Consider the following 23,696-nt stretch of genomic DNA (forward strand, 5'->3'; position numbering starts at 1 on the left):
AATGATCCGGCGGGATCTTTCTGTGGAGCTAAGGAGATTTGAACTCCTGACCCCCTGCATGCCATGCAGGTGCTCTACCAACTGAGCTATAGCCCCGAACGGTGTTCCGCGGGTTTCCCCGGCGGCGACGCCAACATTACACGGTCCACCGGGTGGAACACCAAATCGTTTCCCTGGGGGCGGGAGGGGCAACGTCAAGCGGTCACGAACGAGTAGAACCGCTTCAGCGTGCAGTGTTCTTCGAGGAGGCGGCCGTAGATCGGCTCACCCTCGAGTTCGCGGTACGTCTCGATGGGGTCGCCTTTTATGATCAGCGCCCGCGCGCACTCCTCGCACCAGTACTGGTAGTCGGGATTGACCGGCTCCATGTCCCGCACGATCGGCGTTCCGCTGCCGCACCAGTCGCACTTTCGCCTGTGTGCACCCATCGTTCAGCTCCAGCTGTGGCCGCAGGCCGTGCACACGTAGGAGATTCCGCCGTTGTCGCCGAGTACCTGGGCGACATGGACAGAACCGCAGGAAGGGCAGATGAGGCGGACCGTCGTGTCCCTTGTCGACGCCGCTTCGTGGAGGTGGCCGACCTCCACGAGGATGCTCGCAGGCATCACTACTCCCTCCCGTAGGGCCGCGCCCCCTTCCGGCCGTTTGATTCTGCCACGGCCGGACCAATACGGTCAGCGACGCCTGAGTACCAGTCCGGACACGGCGCCCACCAAGGCGGTCCCGGCCAGCGCGAACATGCACGTCCAAAGCGCCTCCGCAGAGGTATACGCCTCAGAGGGGCCCAGTGACTCAAGTCGATTCAAGAACAGTGTGCCGAAGCCCGCGACGCCGATCAGCTGGCCGAGCTGGGTGACCGTGGCGAGCAGGCCGCTGGCGTCCGCCGCGTGCCGGGGCGGCACCGTGGCCAGGGCGCCGGTGAGTGTGGGGCTGAAGGCGAGCGCGAGCCCGACGCCCACGCCGGCGTACGCCGCGTACAGCGCGACGCCGCCGTCGCCGCCGTCCTTGAGCGCCAGGCCCACGCCCAGCGAGGCCAGCGCGGTGATCACGAACCCGGCGGGCGTCAACAGCCGCTGCCAGGAGGCCGGCCAGGCGCGCCAGGTCAGTCCGACGATGCCGAAGATCACCGCGGTCGGCGCGAAGGAGAGCCCGGCCCGCAGCGCGCTGTAGCCGAGGCCGCCCTGCACGTACAGGGTGAGCACGAAGAGGAAGCCGCCGTTGACGGCCATGACCGCCATGATCCGGAAGACGGCGAGGCCCATGCCGGGATGGCGCAGCACGCTCGGTGTGATCAGCGGGGCACCGCCGCGCCTCGCCAGCCGGGACTCGTAGCCGCAGAAAACGGTGAACAGGATCGCGGCGGCGGCCAGGGACAGCCAGGACCACAGCGGCCAGTCCTCCTCCTGCCCGAGCACCAGCGGCACCGTGCACAGCGACACGGCCGCGCCGAGCAGCACCAGGCCGGGCAGGTCGAGACCGCGCGCCCGGTCCCGGGGCGTCGGACGGTCCCCGGGCAGCAGGACACGGGCGCCTGCGGCGAGCAGGACGAGACCCACCGGCACGTTCACGAGGAACACCGGCCGCCAGCCCGTGCCGAACAGGTCGGCGCTGACCAGAACTCCACCGACGACCTGCCCGGCGGCGGCGCCGACCGCGAGGACCGCCGAGTACACGCCGAGCGCCTTCATCCGGGCCTCACCGGTGAAGTTGCGCTGGATCAGGCTGAGCACCTGCGGGATCATCACCGCCGAGCCGGCGCCCTGCACCAGCCGGAAGACGATCAGTTCGGTGGCTCCCTGCGCCAGCCCGCAGGCGAGCGAGGCCGCCGTGAACAGGGCGAGCCCGGCGAGGTGGACCCGGCCGTGCCCGAACCGTTCGCCGAGCCGGGCGCCGGTGATCAGCAGCACCGAGTACGTGATGGCGTATCCGGCGACGACCAGCTGGAGTTGGGCGCCGGAGGCGTGCAGTTCCGTGCCGATCGTCGGGGCCGCGACGTTCACGATGAACACGTCGAGCAGCGCCATGAACTGGGCGGCGAGCACGAGCGCGAGCAGCGGCCGGGGCCGGTTGTCAGTGGCGGGTGCTTCACTTTTTGCAGAGGGGGAATCGAGTGCGGGATTCGGTCCCGTCCGGGGCGTTGTCGTCATGCCGTCGAGCCTGAGGACATCCCGGTAAAGGTGCCGAGAGCCCGCCGATGCTGGTACTGCCAGCACCTGGCAAGCGCCGCGTGCGGCACCGAGGATGGTCGGGACGAGGGGGGACGTGACGATGAGGACGACACAGCGACGACGGCCCGAGCTGGCCTCGTTCCTGCGCAGCAGGCGGGCCCGGGTGACTCCGGCCGACGTGGGCATGCCGCCGGGCCTCAGGCGCCGCACCCCGGGACTGCGGCGCGAGGAGGTCGCCCAGCTCTCCGGCGTCGGTGTGACCTGGTACACGTGGCTGGAGCAGGGCCGGCCGATCAACGCGTCCGCGCAGGTCCTTGACGCCGTGGCCCGCACGCTCCGGCTGGACCCTCCGGAGCGGGAGCATCTGTACCGCCTGGCGCAGGTGCCGTTCGCCCCGGCTCCGGAGGGCCTGACACGGTCGACGAGCCCGGAGGTGCAGGGCATCATCGACGCCCTCGACCCGCTTCCGGCGGTCGTCTACAACTCGCGCTACGACATCCTGGCCACCAATCCCGGCTACCGGGACCTGTTCCTGATCCCGGAGATCGTCGACATCGGGGTGGCGAACGCGCTGTGGACGCTGTTCACGGTGTCCGAGCGGGCCTGTCCGCTGATGTACCGGGAGCGCGAGCTGCCCGTCATGGTGGCGACGCTGCGGTCCTCGTACGGCAGACATGTGGGCGAGCCGGCCTGGGAAAGCTTCATAGCCGCGCTGGCGGCGGCCAGCCCGTACTTCGCCGAGCTGTGGGCGAGCGGAGAGGTGGTGCAACCGGGGCCACGGGTCAAGACGTTCCGTCACAAGGCGGTGGGCGAACTGCGGATGACGTCCCAATCGCTGTCGATCGACGGGATGCCGGAGTGCCGGATCGTGGTCTACACACCGGAGGACGAGGAGACGCGGGAGAAAGCGGCGCGGCTGCGGGAGCACACAGAAAATCCCGCCTCCTGAAGGAGGCGGGACCCTGATGATCACCGATCTTTGACAACTCAACAGAGTGTCGATCTGTGGAGCTAAGGAGAATTGAACTCCTGACCTCCTGCATGCCATGCAGGCGCTCTACCAACTGAGCTATAGCCCCTTGTGTTCTTCCCGCTCGGCGGGCGAACAAGAAGAACTTTAGCCTGCGACCTGCCGGAAGTGAAATCCGGTCCGGAGCCCTCAGTCGTCGTCGCCGAGCACCGGCTCCGGGAGAGTGCCGGCATTGTGCTCCATGAGGCGCCAGCCGCGGGCACCCTGGCCGAGGACGGACCAGCAGCAGTTGGAGAGTCCGCCGAGGCTCTCCCAGTACCGGGCGTCCAGACCAAGCAGCCGGCCGATGGTGGTGCGGATCGTGCCGCCGTGGCTGACCACGACAAGGGTGCCGTCCTCGGGGAGCTTCTCGGCATGCCGGAGCACGACGGGAGCGGCGCGGTCGGCGACCTCGGTCTCCAGTTCGCCGCCGCCGCGGCGCACCGGCTCACCGCGCTTCCACGCGGCGTACTCCTCACCGTGCCGGGCGATGATCTCCTCGTGCGTCAGCCCCTGCCAGACGCCCGCGTAAGTCTCGCGCAGGCCCTCGTCGTGGGCCACCTCCAGGCCGGTGAGCGCGGCGAGCTCGGCCGCGGTGTTCGCGGCCCGCTGGAGGTCTGAGGCGACGATGGCGTCGGGCTGGAGGGAGGCCAGCAGCCGGGCGGCCCTGCGGGCCTGGCCGACACCGGTCTCGGTGAGCTCGACGTCGGTGGTGCCCTGGAAGCGGCGCTCCACGTTCCAGGAGGTCTGGCCGTGCCGCCACAGGATGACGCGACGGCCCCGGCCCTTCCGGTCGGCGGGAGCGGTCACCGCGGCTCCCCGAACTCGGCGGCGTCCTCCTCGGCCCGGAGCTTGGTGTGCTCCTCCGCCTTGCCGCGGGTCGCCTTGGCATCGGCCGGCAGCTCCAGCTCGGGGCAGTCCTTCCACAGCCGCTCCAGAGCGTAGAAGACCCGCTCCTCGCTGTGCTGGACATGCACGACGATGTCCACGTAGTCGAGCAGGACCCAGCGGGCCTCGCGGTCGCCCTCGCGGCGCACCGGCTTGGCGCCGAGCTCCTTCGAGAGCCGCTCCTCGATCTCGTCGACGATGGACTTGACCTGGCGGTCGTTGGGTGCGGACGCCAGCAGGAAGGCGTCGGTGATCGACAGGACGTCGCTGACGTCGTAGGCGATCACATCATGGGCGAGCTTGTCGGCGGCCGCCTGCGCGGCGGCGTTGATGAGCTCGAGAGAACGGTCAGTGGCGGTCACTACAAGGCTTTCGGTCGGCGGTCGATTGACATCAAGGGTCTCACGGACCGCCGACGGCACCCCACGTGATCGTGGAGATCACGTGGGGTGACGCTTCGGAGCCGGAGACCGGGCCTAGGACGAGGAGGACGGCTTGTAGTCCTGGCCGAGGACCACGGAGACGTTCGCGCTCGACGACAGGGTGCCCTTGGTGACCGCGCCGGCGGGCAGGCCCAGGGTCTTGGCGACCTCGGTGGCATTCGCCTTGTCGGCGGCGTCGGCGTAGACGACCTTGGATGTGGCCTGCGCCGAGGAGGGCGTGCCGCCGTCGACGAAGGTGAAACCGCCGTTGAGGAGGACGACGCGGGCCTTCTCGGTGTTGTCCTTGGTGCCGGTGGCGTTCTGGACGGAGACGCTGACGGCCGCGTCCTTGTCGGGGCTCTTCGCCTTGCCGCCGAGGACGTCCTTGACCACGCCGGCACTGGCCGCCGCGCTCAGCGTGCCGTCCTGCTGGACCGGCAGCAGCGCGGTCTTGTAGTCGCCGCCCTTGGCGAGGTCGGCGAGCTTGGCGAGGAAGGTGCCGAGATCCTTGTCGGTCAGGGACGGGTCCAGGATCTGGGCCAGTGTCTGCACGGTGGTGGTCGCGGCCGTCGGGTCGGAGGACAGCTTGCGCAGCACGCCCTGCAGGACCTGGCCGAAGCGCTCCAGCTGGGCGTTCTGGGCCTCGCCGGAGGCGCGGTAGGTGGCGTAGGCGACGGCCATCTTGCCGCTGAGGGTCTGGCCCTTCCCCTTGTTCACCAGGGGCGCCTGGCCCTTCTTCTTGGCGTCCGGGTCGGGCACGGCGGTGTTGGTGTCGACGTCGATGTTGCCGACGAGGTCGACCAGGTTCTGAAGATAGGGGGTGTCCAGACGCCAGGTGCCCTCGATGTCGGTGCCGAGGACGGTGTCGAGGGAGTCGACGGTCCCGGAGGAGCCGTCGTCGTCGACCGACTTGGCGAGGGTCGTCGTGGTGCCGTCGTCGGCCGTCAGGGCGAGGGAGTTGGGGATCAGGACGGTGGTGGCCTGCTTGGTGGTGGTGTTGTCGACGAGCAGCGCCGTGGAGGTGCCGCCCTTCGCTGTGTTGTGCAGATGGACGACGATCACGTCGCGGTTCTGGGCACTCGCCGCGATCGTGGTGCCCTTCTTGCTCTCCGGGTCCGAGAGAGCGGGCAGCTTTCCGGCGTACCAGAGGTAGCCGACGCCGCCCACCGCGACCAGGGCGAGGACGACGACCAGGGCGACGAGCCGGCTGCGGGCGCGGCGCTTGGCCTCCTCACGGCGTTCGGTGCGGTTCTCGGTGAAGTTGAGCCAGTCGATGACGTCCTCGGAGTCACCGTCGGGCTCCTCGACGAACGCGAACTGTGCGGTGTGGTACTGCCGTTCCTCCCCCTCGGCGGGGTCCGCGCCGGGACGGGCGGCACCGGGACGACCCGCGTCGGCAAGGTCCTCCTCGACCGCCGGGCGGTAGCCCTGGCCGGTCTGAGGGCCCGCAGCGTGCCCCCGGCCGGCCTGCGTGCCCTGCGCATGGCCCCGGCCGGCCTGCGTGCCCCTGGACGACCCGCCCTGCTGCGGGATGTAGGCGGTCTGCTCGGCGACCCGGGGCTGCTGACCGCTCGCGGCGGCCTGGCCGTACGGGTCGTACGCCGCCGAACCGCCGCCCTGCTGGGCCCCGTTGGCGTAGGGGTCGTAGGGCGGCACGGGCGCCTGCTGACCGGTGTCGCCGGCGCCGTAGGGGTCGTACGGCGGGACGGGGTTCTGGGTGCCCGTGTCGTACGGCGCGGCCTGTCGGTTGCCCGTGGCGTACGGGTCGTAGCCGTAGCCCTGCTGCGCGTAGGGGTCGTACTGCTGCTGCGGGGCCTGTTGCGGCGGGACCTGCTGGTACACCGGTCGGCCGTAATCGTCATAGCCGACGAGTGCGTACTGGTTCTCCTGATCGTCGCCGTAGCCCGCGTCGTATCGGTCGTTCACCGGTGCCCCTCTCGGCTCACTCGCCGCGGTACAGCTCGCGCTTGTCGATGTAACGCACGACTCCGTCCGGCACCAGGTACCAGACGGGGTCGCCCTTGGCGACTCTCGCCCGGCAGTCGGTGGAGGAGATGGCCAGGGCGGGGACCTCGACGAGGGAGACGCCGCCCTCGGGCAGCCCGGGGTCGGCCAGAGTGTGGCCGGGCCGGGTGACTCCGATGAAGTGCGCGAGAGAGAAGAGCTCTTCCGCGTCCCGCCAGGTGAGGATCTGGCCGAGGGCGTCGGCGCCCGTGATGAAGAAGAGGTCGGTGTCGGGGTTGAGGGACTTGAGGTCGCGCAGCGTGTCCGTGGTGTAGGTCGCGCCACCGCGGTCGATGTCGATGCGGCTGACCGAGAACTGCGGGTTCTCGGCGGTCGCGATGACCGTCATCAGGTAGCGGTCCTCGGCCGGGGAGACCCGGCGGTGGGTCTTCTGCCACGGCTGGCCGGTCGGTACGAACACCACCTCGTCCAGATGGAACTGCGCGACGGCCTCACTGGCCGCCACGAGGTGCCCGTGGTGGATCGGGTCGAACGTTCCGCCCATGACGCCGAGGCGGCGCTTGCCGGGGTTCGACGGGCTGTTGCCCGGGCCGGTAGGCATGTCCTGCTCTCCCATGCGTGCAGACCCTACCGGCCCGATCTGAGGACACCGGCCGGCGGAGGCCCGAAGTGCCCCGCTCTGGGCACTCGGCGCCTCAGCGGTCGCGGTTGAAACGGGTGGTGATCCACAGCAGGAGCAGCAGGATGAGGAACGCGGCGCCGCCGGTCACCAAGGGGTCGAGGCTCTCGTGGTTGCCGCCGTGCTCCTCGCCCTCTGCGGCGAGGGTGACCAACTGGGCAGCGGTGCTGTGGAAGCTCATCTTCGGCAGGACCTATCCGGTGGGCGGGATAAAGCTGTCGGCCCATGGTAAGCGGGCGCGGTGAGGGCGATCACGCCGACTCCACCGTTGGGGACGGCGGGGAACCTTCGCCCCTTCTCAGTCGTCCTTCCGCTTGTACCCCCGCAGCAGGAACCACGCGGTGAACGCACAGCCCAGGAACATCACGACCAGTACCACCCTGAGCAGATCTCCGGATCCCTGCTGCTCGGCGGCGCTCGCGGCCTCGGTGAGCCAGGCGGCCCGGGTGTGCTCCATGACGTGGACTCCTTCGCTGTACTGCCCGTCCACGCTATCTCCGCCTAGGCTGGGCTCTGCTTCGGGGGCGCAAAGGGCCGCACAAGGGTCCGCAAAGGATCACAGAGGTCAAAGGGCACAGCCAAAGACGCACATGGGGGAAGACATGTCCGACGACGGCCATCAGAACAACGGGCACGAGAACGTGCCGAGCAGGCAGCGCAGGCGTTTCCCGGGAATCTCCTCCCGTGCGTACGAACACCCCGCCGACCGCTCCGCCCTGGTGGCGCTGCGCAAGCTGAGCGGTTTCGACACGGTGTTCAAGGCGCTCAGCGGTCTGCTCCCGGAGCGGAGTCTGAGGCTGCTGTTCCTGTCCGACTCGGTGCGCGTCTCCGACCAGCAGTTCGCGTACCTCAACGACATGCTGCGGGACGCGTGTTACATCCTGGACCTGGAGAAGGTCCCGCCGATGTACGTCAATCAGGACCCGCAGCCCAACGCGATGTGTATCGGCCTGGACGAGCCGATCATCGTCGTCACCACGGGTCTGGTCGACCTGCTGGACGAGGAGGAGATGCGGGCGGTCGTCGGCCACGAGGTGGGCCACGCCCTGTCCGGCCACTCGGTCTACCGGACCATACTGCTGTTCCTGACCAGCCTCGCCCTCAGGGTGGCGTGGATCCCGCTGGGCAACATCGCGATCATGGCGATCGTGACCGCGCTGCGCGAGTGGTTCCGCAAGTCGGAGCTGTCGGCGGACCGGGCGGGCCTGCTGGTCGGCCAGGATCTGAAGGCCTCGATGCGCGGCCTGATGAAGTTGGCCGGCGGTCACCATCTGCACGAGATGAACGTGGACGCGTTCCTGAAGCAGGCCGAGGAGTACGAGGCCGGCGGCGACCTGCGCGACTCCGTGCTGAAGATCCTGAACGTCCTGCCGCGCTCCCACCCCTTCACCACCGTGCGGGCGGCCGAGCTGAAGAAGTGGGCCGAGTCCCGCGACCACCAGCGGATCATGGACGGCCACTACCCGCGCCGCACCGAGGACAAGGACACCTCGGTCACGGACTCCTTCCGCGAGTCGGCGGCGAGCTACGCGACCAACGTCAAGAGCTCCAAGGACCCCCTGATGAAGCTGGTCAGCGACATCGCGGGCGGAGCGGGCGATCTGGGCGGCAGGGTACGCAGGGGCTTCGGCGGCTTCTCAAACTCGGCCCCACGGGAGGACGAGCCCCCGACGGACACGTCCCGCGACAACGAGGAGGACTGAGACCCCAGGGGGCGCGGGGGCTGTGTCGCCGTGCGGCTCCGCCGCGTGCGCACGACCGGCCCCACCGGCCGGTAGGGGACCGAACCGGCCTCGTACCCCGGTCACACCTTCGGCTGCGCACCGGTCGCCAGCGACCCGCACAGCGCCGTGGCACTCCCCGTCGCATACGGATCCGTCCCCGCGGGCCCGCCTGCCTTCGCCGTCTCCCCGGCCAGCAAGGGATGCAGCCGATTCGTGGAGTCCTCCGCACACGACAGCGGCCCGGCCTGGACATAGGACACGACCAGCTGCGTCGTGTGCATCCGCAGATCGTCCCGGTCGAACCGGAAGTGCAGCTCACGCCGGACGGTGAACAGCGACACCTCGGCCCTGGGGTCCGCGGCCGCGGAACGCAGCGCGTACACGAACGTGTGGTCCGCCGTGACCTCCAGCGTCGACGAGTCGGTCTCGGCGGCCTGCAAGCTCCCCTGCACCCGGATCCTGTGGTCGGCCAGCCGCGTCTCCGCGGGGTCGAAGCGGACCAGCCACCCGGTCGGCGCGTGCCGCCCGTCCGCTGCCGGGTGGGCGAAACTCTGGTCGAACTGGTCGAGCTGGTCCGTGTCGAGGAGCACCCGCACGGCACGGACCTGGTTGCCGACGAGGACGTCCGGGTCGAGCGAGGACCGCACGATGTAGTCCTTGGCGGTGGTCAGCGCGGACACGACCTGGCTGTCGGAGAAGTGCGCGGTGCGGCGGGAGGCCGGCAGCGGGATGCCCTCGGCGCCGACGCGGTACTGCGCGGCCGGGCTGTGCCCGTACAGGTACTCGGCGTCGGTGTGCCCCGGGACCTTGCCCTCGGGGGCCAGCGGTATGACGGTCATCCGCAGGGGCTCGACGGGCTGGCGGACCGCGGAGGTCTGGTAGGGGTGCCGTACACCCATGTAGATCGCGGTGCCGAAGGCGAGGGCGATCAGCAGGAACAGGATCAGCGCCTGCCGGGACAGTCCCCGGCGCAGCGGCGGGCGGCGGCGCACGGCGGGCGCGTGGTCGGTCATGCGCTCCTGCGCGGAGTACTCCTGGAGGCGGGCAGCGCGAACGAACGACTCGTCGAAGACGACGGATCGGTACTCGTCCTCACCACCCACGGGGCCGCCCTCGGGTGTCCCCTCAGGTGGGTCTCCTGGCCCTCCCATATCTTCAGAGTAGGTCTCGCGGAGCTCAGGTAAACGCCCTGCTGTGCGACAAGTTCTGACAGGTTCTCACCAGGAGTGTCAGGGCGTTCGCGGGACCGCGGAGAGGGCTGGCTGGGAGGAGTCGGCGGACGCCGAGGGCGTCACCGTGCTCCCGTGTTCCAGACCGGTCGAGGCCGGCGGCGGAACCCGGTCCCGGCTCCCGGAGGAGGAGCCCCTGTAGACCGCCGTGAAGGCCAGCGCCACCATGCCGATGCCCATGACGAGGGCCAGCATCCAGGCGACGGGGCGGTGCCAGCGGAACTGTTTGCCGTACGTCCCCGGGGCGCCGTAGCGGCCTTCGAGGACGTCCGTGTCGTCCAGGTCGTCGAGCTCTGGATCATGGCCGAAAGCGCCGGGTCCATAGCCGTCCTCGTACCGCTCGCCTCTGGGGCGTGCGCGGCGGGCGTCGGCCTCGGAGGCCTCCGCTCTCGCCTGGGCCGCGGCCAGGAGGCGCTCGACGGCGGTCGGCTCGTGCACCACGGCCGCCCGTACGAAGGCCTCGTCGAAGACCACGGAGGCGAACTCTTCGTCCGACACCCCGCGGTCGTGGTCGTCGTCGGGCTCCCAGCCGTCAGGGAACGGCGTGCCCCCCACGTCCTCCGGCACGGATCCAGAGTAGACCTGGGGGGTCAATTTGGGCAGACGGTATGGAAATTCATCCGCCTGGTGAGACACCTCTCGTACGCCACGCAAGCGGGGCGGGGGCGCGTGACGGACGCATATGCGCAGGTGCGCGCCCCTGTGCGCGGAGGCCGTCAGCGCCGGATGTGACCGTCCCCGGTCACGATGTACTTCGTGCTCGTCAGCTCCGGCAGGCCCATCGGACCGCGCGCGTGCAGCTTCTGGGTCGAGATGCCGATCTCCGCACCGAAGCCGAACTGGCCACCGTCGGTGAAGCGGGTGGAGGCGTTCACCGCGACCGTCGTGGAGTCCACCAGCTGGGTGAAGCGGCGGGCGGCCTGCTGGGAGGTGGTGACGATGGCCTCGGTGTGGCCGGAGGTCCACAGCCGGATGTGCTCGACGGCTTTGTCGAGCGAGTCGACGACGGCGGCGGCGATGTCGTAGGAGAGGTACTCGGTGTCCCAGTCGTCGAGCGTGGCCTCGACGACGGTCGCCTTGGTGTCCTTCGCGTACGCCAGTACCCGCTGGTCGGCGTGGACGGTCACCCCGGCCTCGGCGAGGGCGTCCAGGGCGCGCGGCAGGAACTCGGGGGCGATGTCCTGGTGGACCAGGAGGGTCTCGGCGGCATTGCAGACGCTGACCCGCTGGGCCTTGGAGTTGATCAGGATGTCGATCGCCATGTCGAGGTCTGCGTGGGCGTCGACGTAGACGTGGCAGTTGCCGGTGCCGGTCTCGATGACGGGGACGATCGACTCCGTGACGACGGTCTGGATCAGCGAGGCACCGCCGCGCGGGATGAGCACGTCGACCAGGCCGCGGGCGCGCATCAGCTCGCGCACGCTCTCGCGGCTCTCGCCGGGCACGAGCTGGATGGCGTCGGCGGGCAGCCCGGCGCCGCCCACGGCGTCGCGCAGGACCCGTACGAGGGCGGCGTTCGACTCGTATGCGGAGGCCGAGCCGCGCAGCAGGACGGCGTTGCCGGACTTCAGGCAGAGGGCGGCGGCGTCGACCGTGACGTTCGGGCGGGCCTCGTAGATGATCCCGACCACGCCGAGCGGGACGCGGACCTGGCGCAGGTCGATGCCGTTCGGGAGGGTCGAGCCGCGCACGACCTCGCCCACCGGGTCGGGCAGGGCGACGACGTCCCGGACGTCGGAGGCGATCGCGCGCACCCGCTCCGGGGTGAGCGTCAACCGGTCGATGATCGCCTCGCTGGTCCCGGCCTCCCGGGCCTTGGCGACGTCCTTGGCGTTGGCCTCGACGATCTCGCTCGTACGGACCTCCAGGGCGTCCGCGATGGCGAGCAGCGCGTCGTCCTTCTCGGCCCTGGGCAGCGGGGCGAGGTCGGCGGCGGCGGCCTTGGCCCGGTATGCGGCCTGGGTGACCGGGGTCATGGAGTCGTACGGCGAGAGCGAGGTCATACCGGAAGGGTAGTGCGCCGGACGGGACCGTCCACCTGTTGTTCCACAGCGCGAGACGGGATCAAAGGGACGCCGGGTGCCACGATCAGAACGGGTGATCAGAACGGGTGCGCTCCGACCGGGGTGGCCGGCGGCGGACCGTAGCCCTCGGCGATGCGCTGGTGGTAGGTCTGGCGGTCGATGACCTCCAGGCCGACGATCTCCCAAGGCGGCAGTCCCGCGGTCTGGCGGTGCTCCCCCCACAGGCGCAGGGCGACGGCGGCCGCGTCGTGCAGGTCGCGGGCCTCCTCCCAGTACCGGATCTCCGCGTGGTCGTTGGCATAGCGGCTGGTCAGCAGGAAGGGATGGTCGTGGGCGAGCTGCTCGAGAGCGCGCCGGACCTCCTTGAGCGGGGCCTCCCCGCCGGAGACGCTGAGGGTGACGTGCCACAGGCGCGGCAGATCCCGGGGCTCCTCACCCTCGAACCGGTCGCCGGCCGCGACACTCGTCAGGGCCCGCTCCTCGCCGGCCGGCCGCGCGGCAGAGCCACCGGCCTCGTCCGCAGCTCGCGCCGGAGAACCGCCGGACTCCCTCACGACGGGCGGGCCGGACCCGCCGCGGGAAGGCGCAGCACCATCGCGGGACGCCGCCGCCCCAGGGCGCACTCGTCTCACGACGGCCTCCTTCATGCACAGGTCGACCCCACGGGTCGGGCGGAATGTGTCCCTGGGACAAAGTTGAGCAGGCCGCAGGGGTTCGTGGGGCGATTTTGCGGAACGTCCACCTCAGGGCGACGCTCTTGGCAGGGCGTTCACCCCGTTTTCGGGCACCTGGAGCACACCGGGCACCGGACGACGCCAGGAAGACGCCGGAAGACGCCGGAAGACGCCGGAAGACGCCCGAAGACGCCGACAGCGGCCCTCAGGGGTGCAGGATCACCAGATCGTCCCGGTGGACGACCTCCCGCTCGTAGGCCGGTCCCAGATCCCGTGCCAGTTCCCGGGTCGAGCGGCCGATCAGCTGCGGGATCTCCTTGGCGTCGAAGTTGACGAGCCCGCGGGCCACCGCGTGGCCCGTGCCGTCCCGCAGCTCGACGGGGTCGCCCGCGACGAACTCGCCCTCGACCGAAGCGATCCCGGCCGGCAGCAGCGACTTGCGGCGGTCGACGACCGCCTTCACCGCGCCGTCGTCCAGGGTCAGCGAGCCCTGCGGGGTGGACGCGTGCTGGAGCCACAGCAGCCGGTCGGCGGAGCGCTTGCCGGCGGGGTGGAAGTACGTGCCGGTGTCACCGCCGGACAGCGCCTCGGCCGCGTGGATCGTGCTGGTCAGCACGACGGGGATGCCGGCGGCGGCCGCGATCCGGGCGGCCTCGACCTTGGTGCCCATGCCGCCGGTGCCGACGCCCGCCTTCCCCGCGCTGCCGATCTCGACGCCCGCCAGGTCCTCGGGCTGCCGCACCTGAGCTATCCGCGAGGTCCCCGGCCTGCTGGGGTCGCCGTCGTAGACGCCGTCGATGTCGGAGAGCAGGACCAGCAGGTCGGCGTGGACCAGGTGCGCCACAAGGGCCGCGAGCCGGTCGTTGTCGCCGAAGCGGATCTCGTCGGTGGCGACGGTGTCGTTCTCGTTGACGATCGGGAAGGCGCCCATCGCGAGGAGCTTGTCGAGGGTGCGGGAGGCGTTGCGGTGGTGGGCGCGGCGGCTCATGTCGTCGCTGGTGAGCAGCACCTGGCCGACGCGGACGCCGTACCGCGCGAAGGAGGCGGTGTAGCGGGCGACGAGCAGGCCCTGGCCGACGCTGGCGGCGGCCTGCTGGCGGGCGAGGTCCCGGGGGCGGCGGCGCAGCCCGAGCGGGGCGAGTCCGGCGGCGATGGCTCCTGAGGAGACGAGGACGATCTCGCGCTCTCCGCCGCTGCGGCTCTTGGCGAGGACGTCGACGAGCGCGTCGACCCGGTCGGCGTCGAGGCCGCCGGCGGCGGTGGTCAGCGACGAGGAACCCACCTTGACGACGATCCTGCGGGCCTCGCCCACAGCCTGCCTTGCCCCTGCCACCTTGTGTCCTGTCCCCTCGCGCCACTTCGGGTACCTCGTCCGCAATGTACGCGAAGGGGACGCGGGGACGCGCGTCCGTCCAGTCCCCGGACCCGGTGCCGGACGCGTTCCAGGGCCGGTTCGGTTCCCTTTTTGAGAAAGTCCAAGGGAATCGGAATCACACCTTCCCGTTAATCGGAAGTGAATTCTTTTCGACACCAAGATGTACAACCATTCACCTCCGCCTCGTGTCCAACTGCCGACAACAAGGTCATTGCCGTAGCTCGAGAAAGCCCCGCCCATGACGATCCGTCGGTTGTGCGCCGCCCTGCGCGTTCCCGGGAAGACCGAACTTCTCCTGGTGATCCTTTTCGGTGCCGGTTTCGCGGCGCTGCCCGTCCTGGCACTGCTGCCGTCTCTGTGGGGTTTCACGGCGGCGTGGGCCGTGACCTACCTGGCGGACGAGGCCCTGCACGTCAAGGCCCCGGGATTCGTCCGGCGCCTGGCGACCCTGCAGCTCAGCCGCACGATGCGGTTCGCCGTGCGCACCGTGATGCTGCTCGCCCTGGCCGACCGGATGGACGCGCCGGGCGCTGTGCTGGTCACCGGGCTCGCCGTCCTCAGCGCCCATTTCCTGCTCGTGATGATGTATTCGGCACTGCATCACGCAATCCGCAGGCGCCGGATACTCCCGATGATCGTGCGCAATCTCGACATGAGCGGGATCGACATACCGGAACGCCCGCCCGCCTATCTCTACCGGCGTTTCCTGCGCAAGCTGCTCCACCTCGATCTGCCGGCCCACGCGGGTCTGATCGTCGCGCTGGCGACCGGCACGTGGTACTCGGCCTACGTCGGCTACGCGCTGACGATCGGCGCGGCCTCGGCCGCCCTCATCGCCCTGCTGGGACAGTTCCGCGCGGTCCGCCGGATGCCCCGCCGGGACGCGGTGATCGGCGAGGTCAACCGCCGGCTTGACGCGTACCGGCCCGAGGTGGCCCTGTACTTCAGCTTCGCGGCGGTGTCCCGGGACTTCATGTACCAGGTCAACATGTGGATCGAGACGCTGGAGCAGCTCGACCGGCGCCCGGTGATCGTCCTGCGCGAGCGGGCCTCCTTCCGCTTCCTCGGCCGCACCCGGATCCCCGTGGTCTGCGTGCCCAAGGCCGACGACCTGGCCGAGCTCGAGCTGTCTGGCGTCCGGGTCGTCCTCTACCCCGGCAACGCCGGCAAGAACGTCCACATGCTGCGCGTCGCCGAGGCCAAGCACGTCTTCATCGGCCACGGCGACAGCGACAAGCTCGCCAGCAGCAACCGCGTCAGCAAGGTGTACGACGAGATCTGGGTGGCCGGGCGGGCGGGCCGGGACCGCTACCGGCGGGTGCGGCACGCCATCAGTGACAACGCCATCGTCGAGGTGGGCCGCCCGCAGCTGGCCCCGGTCCGGCCGCACGCCGAGGACATCGCCGGCCCGGTGCCCGTGGTCCTCTACGCACCCACCTGGGAGGGCTGGAGCGACGACGACTGCCACACGTCGCTGATCCCGATGGGCGTACCCCTGATCGAGAAGCTCCTCGCGGAGAACGTCCGGATCATCTACAAGCCGCACCCCCTCACCGGCAAGCGTTCACCCGAGGCGGCCGCCGCGGACCGGGCCATCAGGGAACTGCTGCGGGCCGACGACGAGAAGGACACCGAAGCCGCGAGAGCCGGGCTGCGGGAGATCCGGGCCCGTCTAGACGAGATGTCGGGGCGTCACGAGGGCGACGACGCCCAGCAGTTGCGGGACGCGCGGGTCCCCGACCGGGACGGCGCGGCCGAGTGGCAGGAGCTGCGGGACGAGTGGCACCGGATCTTCTGGGCGAGCCAGAGCACCGCACGGCATCATGTGATCCTCGAACAACTCCCCACCCTGTACGAGTGCTTCAACCAGGCGGACCTGCTCATCAGTGACGTCTCCTCGGTGGTCGCCGACTTCGTGGCCAGCCTCAAGCCGTACGTCCTGACCAACGCCCGGGACCTGCCCGACGAGGAGTTCCGGGCCGCCTACACCACCGCGGGCGGCGCCTATCTGCTCGACCGCGCCTGCACCCGGCTCCCGGAGATCCTGCGCTCGGTCCGCGAACCCCGTCACGACCCGATGGCCCCGCGGCGCCGCACTCTCAAGGAGTACGTGCTGGGGCCCGACCGGCCCACGTCCATGGAACGGTTCAACACCGCCGTGAACGACCTGGCCGACAAGGCGGTGGCGGAACGGGCCGAGGATCTCGTCGCGCCGGTCGCTCACGTCGCCCAGCACGAACCCGTCGCATAGCACTTCCCCACCCCGCAGGGCACAGGACACGCGCGTGTCGTCCGGAGGTCGGCACGCGTTAACCAAGGCGTCCGTCTCGCGACGACCTTGGAGTGACCCCCGTGCGAACACCCCTCCCCCGCCTCCGGTCCGCGCTGCGGCTGCCGGGCCGGCAGACCGCGACGAGAGTCCTCGTCGCCGCCGTCCTGGCAGCCGCCGTCGTCGCCCAGGCCGTCGCCGCCCTGCGTCCGCACGTCCCGCTGTTGCTCGCCGCGACGGCCGCCTCCCTGGCCGTCGAGGGCGTCCTGCACCGGTGGCAGCGCGGCATGGTCTCCCTGTTCGCCAAGTCCCACGCGGACATCACCGTGCGGCACGTCCTGCGCGACCTGCTGCTGGTCCTCGGCCTGCTGCGGCTGACCCCGGAGGACGAGGAGACGGCGTACACCGTGCTGGTGGCCGGTCTGCTCGCCTTCTACGCGCTGCACTGCGCGATCCAGGCGGCCTCCGTCCTGGTCCGCCGCACCCGCACCCTCCCGGTGGTCACCCGGAACATCGACGCCTCCGCGCTCCGCCTGACCCCGGCCCCGCCCGCCCTGCTGCGCCGCCCCGGCCCCCGCCTCCTGGTCCACGGCCTGCCCGCCACGGCGGGCCTGCTGGTCACGGCGGCCACCGGCGAACCCCGGTGCGCGGCCTTCGGCATCGCGATGTCCCTCGGGCTCGCCCTCATGGGTCTGTACGACCTTCTCGTACGACTGCTGCCGAGCCGGCGTCCGGCGGGCGAGCAGGAGGTGCTGGACTGGTTCGACGCATGGCTCGCCGAGTACCGGCCGACCGTCGGCCTGTACTTCTCCGGCGGGGCCTCCTCCGCCTACCAGGCCAACATGTGGCTGGAGCCGCTCGCGAAGCTCGACGGGAGACCGGTCATCATCCTGCGCGAGCGGTTCATGATGCAGAAGATCGCCGCGACCGACGTCCCGATCGTCTGCCTGCCGAAGGTGTCCACGCTGCTGCGCCTGGAGCAGTCCACGCTCCAGGTCCTCATCCACCCGTCGAACTCCGGCAAGACCTCCCAGGTCCTGCGCATCCCCACGATCAAGCACACCTTCGTCAACCACGGCGAGAGCGACAAGCTGTCCTCCTGCAACCCGTACGCGAAGGCCTACGACGAGGTGTGGGTGGCCGGTCCCGCGGCCCGCGAGCGGTACGCGGCGGCCGAGGTGGGCGTCGAGGACAAGGACGTGGTGGAGATCGGCCGCCCGCAGCTGGACGCCGTACGGCCGTACGAGGGGCCGCCGACCGGGACGTACACGACGGTGCTGTACGCGCCCACCTGGGAGGGCTGGGACGGCAACCCCGGCAACACGTCGGTGATCGAGGCGGGCGAGAACATCGTGCGTGCGCTGCTGGCCGATCCCGGGGTACGGCTGCTGTACAAGCCGCATCCGCTGACCGGATCGGTGGACGCGCGGGCCGGCGCGGCGGACCAGAGGATCCGTGAGCTGGTGCGGGCGGCGAACCGGCAGCGGTCGGGGGAACGACCTGCCGACGACGGCGAACTCTCCCGCCGGACACGTGAGTTGGACCGGCTCACCATCGCGTCGTTCCGGGCCGCCGCGGACTCGGTCGAGCGGATGCTGCTGCAGTCCACGCCGGAACCGGGCCGTGCGGAGGCGGTGACCCGGGCGACCGCCGCCTGGGAGCGGGCGTACTGGGCCTCGCTGCCGGAGTGGGAGCACCAGGTCGTGACCGACGCCCGGCCCACGCTGTACGCCTGCTTCAACCGGGCCGACCTGCTGATCAGCGATGTGTCGAGCGTGGTCAGCGACTTCCTGGCGAGCGGGAAACCGTACGCTGTCGCGAACACCAGCGGGTTGAGCGAGGCTGCGTTTCGTGCGGCGTTTCCCACGGCGGGGGCGGCGATCGTGCTGACCCCGGACGCGGTGGGGGTGCGCGGGCTGCTGAAGGCCGTACGACAGCCTGAACTGGACGAACTCGCCGAGGCGCGAGCCGAGTTGAAGCGGCGGTTGCTGGGAGCGGATGAGCCGTCTTCGCAGGAACGCTTCGACATGGCCGTTCGGGCGTTGTGTGCGGTGGCCCGCAAGCGGCGGGTCCCCGGGCAGCGGCGGGACGAGGAGACCGTGTCCGTCTCCGGGACACTCACCCTGCCGGGGTGAGGACCCTTCGCGCTTTGCGTACGGCCCGGCGCAGCAACTGGTCGACCCCTATCTCTCTGTAGCCCGGCACCTCACGGGCCTCGCGCGGCTCGGCCAGATAGAGCGCGTCGGGCAGGCCCGTCGACGGGTCACGGAAGAACGGGTAGGCGAAATACACACGGCGGCCACCCTTCTCCAACACGGTCTCGGGGGTCTTCTTCGCCTTCAGGAACTCCAGGACCTCCACCAGGAGATCCGGGCGGCCCATCGCCACCAGCTCGAGCCGCAGACGTTCATGCACCCGGAGGCGGTGGGCCACCTCACCGGTCCAGTACGCGTCGACCAGCGGCTTCGCCAACTCCAGCTTCTCCCGGCGTACCGCCTCGCTGTCCTTCAGGAACTTCGGGCCGAACTGCGGGAGCAGGGTGACGAGGAAGGGACGGACCATCAGCACGTCGCGTCTCGCGCCCGCCGGGACCATCTCGGCGATCAGGTTCATCAGAGCGCGCGCGGAGTCGAAGCGCAGGGTGTGGCTGCCGGTCCTGGTGACGTGCTTGCCGTCCTCGCGGCCCACCAGGTAGTAGCAGGTGTGGTCCGCGATCACGGAGACGCCGTCGGCCCGCAGATAGGCCTCCATGGTGAACAGCGCGTCCTCGCCGGTCCACAGGGACTCGTCGAAACGCATGCTGTGCCGCTCGAGGAACGCGCGGCGGAACAGCTTCTGCGCGCTCAGCGTGAACTTGATGTTGGAGGAGAAGACGTCGGTGCGCTCCAGGGTCCGCCCCCACATCGACGTCGGCGGCTTGCGGTTGACACCTTCGACCCTGCCGAGGACGACGTCCGTGCCGTTGCGGTCGGCCATCGCGACCATCCGCTCCAGGGCTTCGGGGCCGAGCCGGTCGTCGGCGTCGAGGAAGAAGACGTAACGCCCGGTCGCCTTGCCCAGACCGACGTTGCGCGGGCCGCTGGGGCCGCCGGAGTTGTCCTGCCGGATCACCGTGACGTCGAGGGAGGTCCGCTCGGCGAACTCCTCCAGGTACTCCCCGGTGCCGTCGGCCGAGCCGTCGTCGACCGCGATGACCTCGATGCGCGCGTGGCCGATGGTCTGTGCCTCGACGGAGGCCAGACAGTCGACCAGATACGGCATCGCTTCGTACGCCCCGATGACCACGGTCACATCAGGCTGCACAACGGTCACGTCTCCCCCATCGCGGTCTGTTTCCCCCAGTTCCTCTCAGGGGCAATCCCCTAGACGGCCGGACGAGGGAAAGGGTTGCATCCGGCACCGGGACATACGCAGGAAGGGCCCGGATTTCGGGATCACTCCGAAATCCGGGCCCTTCCTTTACGAAGGGGAGGTCAGGCCTTGGTCGTGGCCTCCGCCGCCGAGGCCGCCGCCCGTGACTCCTGGCCGACATTGCGCGCTTCGGCCTTGATCGCGAGGTTCGCCACCGCGGTGTTGAACTGGTCGATGGACGTGGGCTCGTCCGGTCCGAGCAGGTACTGCTTGAGCTCCACCCGGTCCTCGGCCAGCGGGTCGGCCGCCGGGTCGCGGACCGCTTCGAGCAGCTCGCCCAGCTCGGCGGCGCTGTTGGACAGGATCGTGGCGGCCCGCACGGCGGTGTTCTGCCGCTTGAACTCCTCCGCACCCAGCTCGGCGGAGTCCGTCACCGCGTACGGCTTGCCGCTCGCGATGAAGTCGGAGACCACGCTGGAGATGTCGGAGACCATCGCGTCGGAGACGTTGAAGCAGTCGTACAGCCGCGGCTCGGCGCCCGTGACCACCCGGTGCTCCCACACCGGGAAGGAACGCCAGTACGCGTCGTTCCACTCGCCGCGCAGACGGGCGATCTCCTCGTACTTGGCCACGTCGACCACGCCGTCACGGCTGGCCTCGGCCTCGTCGCCCTTGTCGCCGCCGTTGCCGGCGAGGACGGCGAGCCGGGCCTCGATCCGGGCGAGCTCGGCCTTGGCGGCGGCCTGGGCCGCGGCGTCGGCCTGGAAGCGGGGATCGGTGGCGCGCTCGGTGGCGGCCTTCTCGATCAGCGCGGTGACCTTCTGGTGCGCGGCGCCCGCCTTGGCGAGGACCGTGCCGGTGAAGGGGTGCGGCTTGTAGAGGACACGCACCGGCGGGTCGGCCTTCAGCAGCTTCTTCACGATGTTCTCGCCGGCCAGCATCAGCGAGGTGTTGCCCGGGTCGCCGTCCCAGCCTTCCCAGGTGGGGGCGTAGAGCACGGTCGGGCAGTATCCCTCAGCGGCTCCGCCGCGGGGGCCTTCCGGCGTCCCCTGCCGCTTCTGGATCGGCGCCAGCTGCGGGCGGCCCACCTCGACGATGTCCTCGTCGCGGACACCCACGTCGGCGATGGCGTAGCGGTCGCGGCCCGCCCGGCCCGCGGTCCACACCTCGTCGTACGCCTTGCTGAACGGGTTGACGCTCGCCAGCTTGTCGCTGTCCCCGTGGCCGATGAAGACGTGCTTCATGGTGGGGACACGCAACAGGTGGATGTTCTTGCCGACGTTCGCGGCATACAGCGCGACCCGCACCGTGGACAGGTCCATGTTCATCAGGTGCACCCCTCCGGGCACGCAGATGACGGGGACCGTGGTGGGCGCGAGGTTCTGCAGGATGACGCGCTCACGCAGGATGATCAGCGGCTTGGAGTCCAGCTGCTCCATGGTCTCCAGCCACATGTTGACCTGGTAGGCGGAGTCCCTGGAACCGGAGAAGTACAGCACGGTCTCCGGCTTGTAGTCGCGCAGCCAGTCGTCGACCGTGGCGAGGACCTCGTCGGCGTTCGGCGGGATCTTCTTCCTGCTCACGTACGGCATCAGCGCGAGGACGTACAGGGAGCCCAGGACGATCGTCACACCGATGCCGATGAAGCCGGGCAGCCTGGAGTCCATCGCGGCGGCGACGAGTATGCCGACCACGGCCGCGAGGTCGAGGTGGAGCATCTTCTCGGCCGACCGGTTCAGCAGGCCGATCGGCGGAGCGTCCGGGATGCGGATCCGGGAGGCCAGGTCGACGTTGCGGGTGGCGACCGGGAGCCGGCGGCGGTTGCGGATCAGGGTGACCAGGGCACCGTGCGGGGCCTGGAGGCCGTAGAACGCGATGAAGCAGGCGGTGGCCCCGTAGAAGATCAGGTTGTCGGAGAGGTCGAGCCGGGCCAGCAGCAGGATCAGCAGGAGCTGTCTGATCAGGAAGCGGATCGACAGTCCGGCGCGCACCTTGCTGAGGCGGTTGATCAGATAACTGCCCTGGCGGTGCAGATAGTGGTCCGCAAGGTACGTGACGGCGGTCGCGGCCGCGAAGGCGGGGACGCTCGGGATGAGCGCGGCCACCATTATGGCGGGGAAACCCGCCAGCATGAGGACCGCCGCGGCCAGCTCTGCCGCGCTGCCCACCCGGGCGACGCGAATAGCGGTGCTTATCACTGAAAACCTGCTCTGGGAGGGATGCCGGTTGTTTACGAATTAATGGTGCTTAAGGCTTCAGGCCCCTGTGAATGCACCAGGAACGGGCAGCCACAGAGGCCTGAATTTAACGAAAACTAATTGGCCCTGATTATGCCACGCCGTCCTGACGGTCCAGAACACTGGCCAGCGCGGCCTCGAAGCCGGAGGCCTGGCCCGCGGAGGCCGTCGGGTCCTGCTGGCGGACGTCGATGACATGCCCGGTCAGCTCGGAGAGCAGCACGTCGAGCGAGGTGCGGGCCACCGCCTCGGAGGACAGCAGGCTGCCCGCGGGCTCCTGGCCGAAGGCCTTGGTGCGCATGGGCGTGGCGGTTCGCTCGGGGTTGATGCAGTTCACCCGGACGCCGTCACCCGCCCATTCGTCGGACAGGGCCTGCGTCAGATTGACCATCGCCGCCTTGGTCGAGGAGTACAGGCTGTACTCGGCGCGGCCGCGGGTGTAGCTGCTGGAGGTGTACAGCAGCAGCTGGCCCTTGGTCTCCGCCAGGTACTTGTACGAGGAGCGCGCGATCTGCACCGGGGCCAGGTAGTTGACCTTCAGCGCCTCCTCGATGGTGGCGTTGTCGGTCTCCGCCAGCTTGCCGATGCGCAGCACGCCGGCGGTGTTGACGACGTAGTCGATGCGCCCGGTCTCGGCGTAGGCCTTGGACAGCGCGTCGTCGACCTCCTCCGGGTTCTCCACGTGGGTGCCGGTGGTGGAGCGGCCCAGCGCGTACACCTTGGCGCCGTAGGACTCGGCGAGTTCGCCGATGTCCTTGCCGATGCCGTAGGAGCCGCCGAAGACGACGATGGTCTTGCCGGTGAGCAGCTCGCGGTAGGCCTCGTCGCTCACCTGCTCGGGAGCCGCGGTCGAGGCGAGCTGGAAGAGCTTGTCGGCGATGAAGACGTCGACGGGCTGGGTGACCTTCATGTTGTACTCGTCACCCGCGACGACGTGGATCGGCACGTCCGGCAGGTACTTGAGCACGACCGAACAGTCGTCCGTGGCCTGGAAGTTGGGGTCCCCGGCGGCGACCTCGTAGGCGCGCTTGATGGTGGACAGTTTGAAGGCCTGCGGGGTCTGGCCGCGGCGCAGCCGGGAGCGGTCCGGGATCTCGGTGATGAACTCGCCGTCCAGGCCGTGGGTGCGCGTCACGATGATGGTGTCCGCGGACGGGATGGCGACGTCGACGGCCTGGAAGCGCTCCAGGGCGACCACGCAGTCGTCGATCACACGGCGCGAGAGCAGCGGGCGTACGGCGTCGTGGAACAGGACGTTGAGGTCCTCACCCTCGGCCAGGCCCTCACCGAGGGCCGCGATGGCGCGCTCGGTGGTCTCGTTCCGGGTGGCGCCGCCCTCGATGATCTTCTTGACCTTCCGGAAGCCGGCCTTGTCCACGATCTTCTCTATGTCCGGAACATAACCCGGCGCCATCAGCACGATGATGTCGTCGATGGAGTCGGCCTTCTCGAAGGTGGTCAGAGTGTGCTCGATGACTGCCTTGCCGGCGATCTTCAGCAGCTGCTTGGGGATCGAGAGACCCACGCGCTGACCGGTACCACCGGCCAGGATCACTGCGGTGGTACGGGGCTTGGCGATGTGCTGGGACACAGAAGACCTACCTCGGGGCGACAGGGAACGGGGAAATGGTCCCACTTGCGGTTACCGCTGTGCAAGGTGACCGCCGTTCACCGCATATGTA

General features: G+C 69.8%; 21 protein-coding genes and 2 tRNA genes. 4 read left to right on the top strand and 19 right to left on the bottom strand.

Going from position 1 to position 23,696, the window contains the following annotated elements; genetic code table 11:
* Nucleotides 1-23: 23 nt before the first annotated feature.
* The 4 genes from QF027_RS16985 to QF027_RS17000 all read right to left on the bottom strand — a co-directional run bounded on the left by QF027_RS16985 (nt 24) and on the right by QF027_RS17000 (nt 2,042).
* Nucleotides 24-96: transfer RNA gene (locus tag QF027_RS16985), tRNA-Ala, on the bottom strand.
* Between the two features lie 98 nt (nt 97-194).
* A complete protein-coding gene (locus tag QF027_RS16990) occupies nt 195-428 on the bottom strand; it encodes a hypothetical protein (RefSeq protein ID WP_003976229.1) in 234 nt (77 codons plus the stop codon).
* A gap of 3 nt (nt 429-431) precedes the next feature.
* Complete coding sequence (locus QF027_RS16995) at nt 432-605, bottom strand: hypothetical protein (RefSeq protein ID WP_306981341.1); 174 nt, start codon at nt 603-605, stop codon at nt 432-434.
* A gap of 69 nt (nt 606-674) precedes the next feature.
* Nucleotides 675-2,042: an MFS transporter gene (locus QF027_RS17000; protein WP_307082399.1), complete on the bottom strand. Its 1,368-nt coding sequence runs from the start codon at nt 2,040-2,042 to the stop codon at nt 675-677.
* A gap of 226 nt (nt 2,043-2,268) precedes the next feature.
* Here QF027_RS17000 and QF027_RS17005 point away from each other — a divergent pair, with 226 nt between their 5' ends.
* Nucleotides 2,269-3,117, top strand: a complete 849-nt coding sequence (locus QF027_RS17005) for a helix-turn-helix transcriptional regulator (RefSeq protein WP_306981339.1) — start codon at nt 2,269-2,271, stop codon at nt 3,115-3,117.
* A 57-nt stretch (nt 3,118-3,174) separates the two neighbouring features.
* Here the strand turns inward: QF027_RS17005 and QF027_RS17010 are convergent.
* The 7 genes from QF027_RS17010 to QF027_RS17040 all read right to left on the bottom strand — a co-directional run bounded on the left by QF027_RS17010 (nt 3,175) and on the right by QF027_RS17040 (nt 7,588).
* Nucleotides 3,175-3,247: transfer RNA gene (locus QF027_RS17010), tRNA-Ala, on the bottom strand.
* An 80-nt stretch (nt 3,248-3,327) separates the two neighbouring features.
* A complete protein-coding gene (locus QF027_RS17015; RefSeq protein ID WP_306981337.1) occupies nt 3,328-3,987 on the bottom strand; it encodes a histidine phosphatase family protein in 660 nt (219 codons plus the stop codon).
* Entirely contained in the window at nt 3,984-4,427 is a 444-nt protein-coding gene (gene rsfS / locus QF027_RS17020) for a ribosome silencing factor (protein WP_057615887.1), read from the bottom strand. Before rsfS ends, QF027_RS17015 begins: the two co-directional genes overlap by 4 nt.
* A 114-nt stretch (nt 4,428-4,541) precedes the next feature.
* Entirely contained in the window at nt 4,542-6,413 is a 1,872-nt protein-coding gene (locus tag QF027_RS17025) for an LCP family protein (RefSeq protein WP_307075463.1), read from the bottom strand.
* Between the two features lie 16 nt (nt 6,414-6,429).
* Nucleotides 6,430-7,068 carry a nicotinate-nucleotide adenylyltransferase gene (gene nadD, locus QF027_RS17030; protein WP_057615891.1) on the bottom strand — a complete coding sequence of 213 codons (639 nt, stop codon included), beginning with the start codon at nt 7,066-7,068 and terminating at the stop codon, nt 6,430-6,432.
* Between the two features lie 79 nt (nt 7,069-7,147).
* Nucleotides 7,148-7,312 carry a hypothetical protein gene (locus QF027_RS17035; protein ID WP_031051387.1) on the bottom strand — a complete coding sequence of 55 codons (165 nt, stop codon included), beginning with the start codon at nt 7,310-7,312 and terminating at the stop codon, nt 7,148-7,150.
* A 117-nt stretch (nt 7,313-7,429) separates the two neighbouring features.
* A complete protein-coding gene (locus QF027_RS17040; protein ID WP_306981329.1) occupies nt 7,430-7,588 on the bottom strand; it encodes a hypothetical protein in 159 nt (52 codons plus the stop codon).
* Between the two features lie 145 nt (nt 7,589-7,733).
* On the opposite strand from QF027_RS17040, the gene QF027_RS17045 reads away from it, so the two are divergent.
* Entirely contained in the window at nt 7,734-8,834 is a 1,101-nt protein-coding gene (locus tag QF027_RS17045; RefSeq protein ID WP_306981327.1) for a M48 family metallopeptidase, read from the top strand.
* Between the two features lie 101 nt (nt 8,835-8,935).
* On the opposite strand, the gene QF027_RS17050 is transcribed toward QF027_RS17045, so the two are convergent.
* From QF027_RS17050 to proB, 5 genes are all read right to left on the bottom strand, one after another.
* Entirely contained in the window at nt 8,936-10,006 is a 1,071-nt protein-coding gene (locus QF027_RS17050) for an SCO2583 family membrane protein (RefSeq protein WP_307075465.1), read from the bottom strand.
* 78 nt (nt 10,007-10,084) lie between these two features.
* A complete protein-coding gene (locus QF027_RS17055; protein ID WP_306981323.1) occupies nt 10,085-10,651 on the bottom strand; it encodes an SCO2584 family spore wall biosynthesis protein in 567 nt (188 codons plus the stop codon).
* A gap of 149 nt (nt 10,652-10,800) precedes the next feature.
* Nucleotides 10,801-12,087: a glutamate-5-semialdehyde dehydrogenase gene (locus QF027_RS17060; RefSeq protein WP_306981321.1), complete on the bottom strand. Its 1,287-nt coding sequence runs from the start codon at nt 12,085-12,087 to the stop codon at nt 10,801-10,803.
* Nucleotides 12,088-12,185: 98 nt separating this feature from the next.
* Nucleotides 12,186-12,740: a hypothetical protein gene (locus tag QF027_RS17065; RefSeq protein WP_306981318.1), complete on the bottom strand. Its 555-nt coding sequence runs from the start codon at nt 12,738-12,740 to the stop codon at nt 12,186-12,188.
* A 247-nt stretch (nt 12,741-12,987) separates the two neighbouring features.
* Entirely contained in the window at nt 12,988-14,094 is a 1,107-nt protein-coding gene (gene proB, locus QF027_RS17070; RefSeq protein ID WP_307082401.1) for a glutamate 5-kinase, read from the bottom strand.
* 301 nt (nt 14,095-14,395) lie between these two features.
* Between proB and QF027_RS17075 the strand changes: the two genes are divergently transcribed.
* On the top strand, nt 14,396-16,408 hold the full coding sequence (locus QF027_RS17075; protein ID WP_307075467.1) for a hypothetical protein: 2,013 nt from the start codon (nt 14,396-14,398) through the stop codon (nt 16,406-16,408).
* A 101-nt stretch (nt 16,409-16,509) separates the two neighbouring features.
* Complete coding sequence (locus QF027_RS17080) at nt 16,510-18,561, top strand: hypothetical protein (protein WP_373430999.1); 2,052 nt, start codon at nt 16,510-16,512, stop codon at nt 18,559-18,561.
* Here the strand turns inward: QF027_RS17080 and QF027_RS17085 are convergent.
* From QF027_RS17085 to QF027_RS17095, 3 genes are all read right to left on the bottom strand, one after another.
* Nucleotides 18,545-19,738 (bottom strand): glycosyltransferase family 2 protein, encoded by a 1,194-nt coding sequence (locus QF027_RS17085; RefSeq protein ID WP_307075469.1) that lies wholly within the window; start codon nt 19,736-19,738, stop codon nt 18,545-18,547. The two genes, QF027_RS17080 and QF027_RS17085, sit on opposite strands and share 17 nt — an antisense overlap.
* Before the next feature lie 161 nt (nt 19,739-19,899).
* Nucleotides 19,900-21,975: a hypothetical protein gene (locus QF027_RS17090; protein WP_306981312.1), complete on the bottom strand. Its 2,076-nt coding sequence runs from the start codon at nt 21,973-21,975 to the stop codon at nt 19,900-19,902.
* Nucleotides 21,976-22,105: 130 nt separating this feature from the next.
* Entirely contained in the window at nt 22,106-23,605 is a 1,500-nt protein-coding gene (locus QF027_RS17095) for a bifunctional cytidylyltransferase/SDR family oxidoreductase (protein ID WP_306981310.1), read from the bottom strand.
* Nucleotides 23,606-23,696 lie beyond the last annotated feature (91 nt).

The organism is Streptomyces canus, assembly GCF_030816965.1.
Lineage (GTDB): Bacteria > Actinomycetota > Actinomycetes > Streptomycetales > Streptomycetaceae > Streptomyces > Streptomyces canus_E.

Bases quoted from the DNA above. Each gene is read 5' to 3' on its own strand.
- QF027_RS17035 (WP_031051387.1), bottom strand. From the start codon at position 7,312: ATGAGCTTCCACAGCACCGCTGCCCAGTTGGTCACCCTCGCCGCAGAG.
- nadD (WP_057615891.1), bottom strand. From the start codon at position 7,068: ATGGGAGAGCAGGACATGCCTACCGGCCCGGGCAACAGCCCGTCGAAC.
- QF027_RS16995 (WP_306981341.1), bottom strand. From the start codon at position 605: ATGCCTGCGAGCATCCTCGTGGAGGTCGGCCACCTCCACGAAGCGGCG.
- QF027_RS17060 (WP_306981321.1), bottom strand. From the start codon at position 12,087: ATGACCTCGCTCTCGCCGTACGACTCCATGACCCCGGTCACCCAGGCC.
- QF027_RS17005 (WP_306981339.1), top strand. From the start codon at position 2,269: ATGAGGACGACACAGCGACGACGGCCCGAGCTGGCCTCGTTCCTGCGC.
- QF027_RS17050 (WP_307075465.1), bottom strand. From the start codon at position 10,006: ATGGGAGGGCCAGGAGACCCACCTGAGGGGACACCCGAGGGCGGCCCC.
- QF027_RS16990 (WP_003976229.1), bottom strand. From the start codon at position 428: ATGGGTGCACACAGGCGAAAGTGCGACTGGTGCGGCAGCGGAACGCCG.
- QF027_RS17075 (WP_307075467.1), top strand. From the start codon at position 14,396: ATGACGATCCGTCGGTTGTGCGCCGCCCTGCGCGTTCCCGGGAAGACC.
- QF027_RS17040 (WP_306981329.1), bottom strand. From the start codon at position 7,588: ATGGAGCACACCCGGGCCGCCTGGCTCACCGAGGCCGCGAGCGCCGCC.
- QF027_RS17045 (WP_306981327.1), top strand. From the start codon at position 7,734: ATGTCCGACGACGGCCATCAGAACAACGGGCACGAGAACGTGCCGAGC.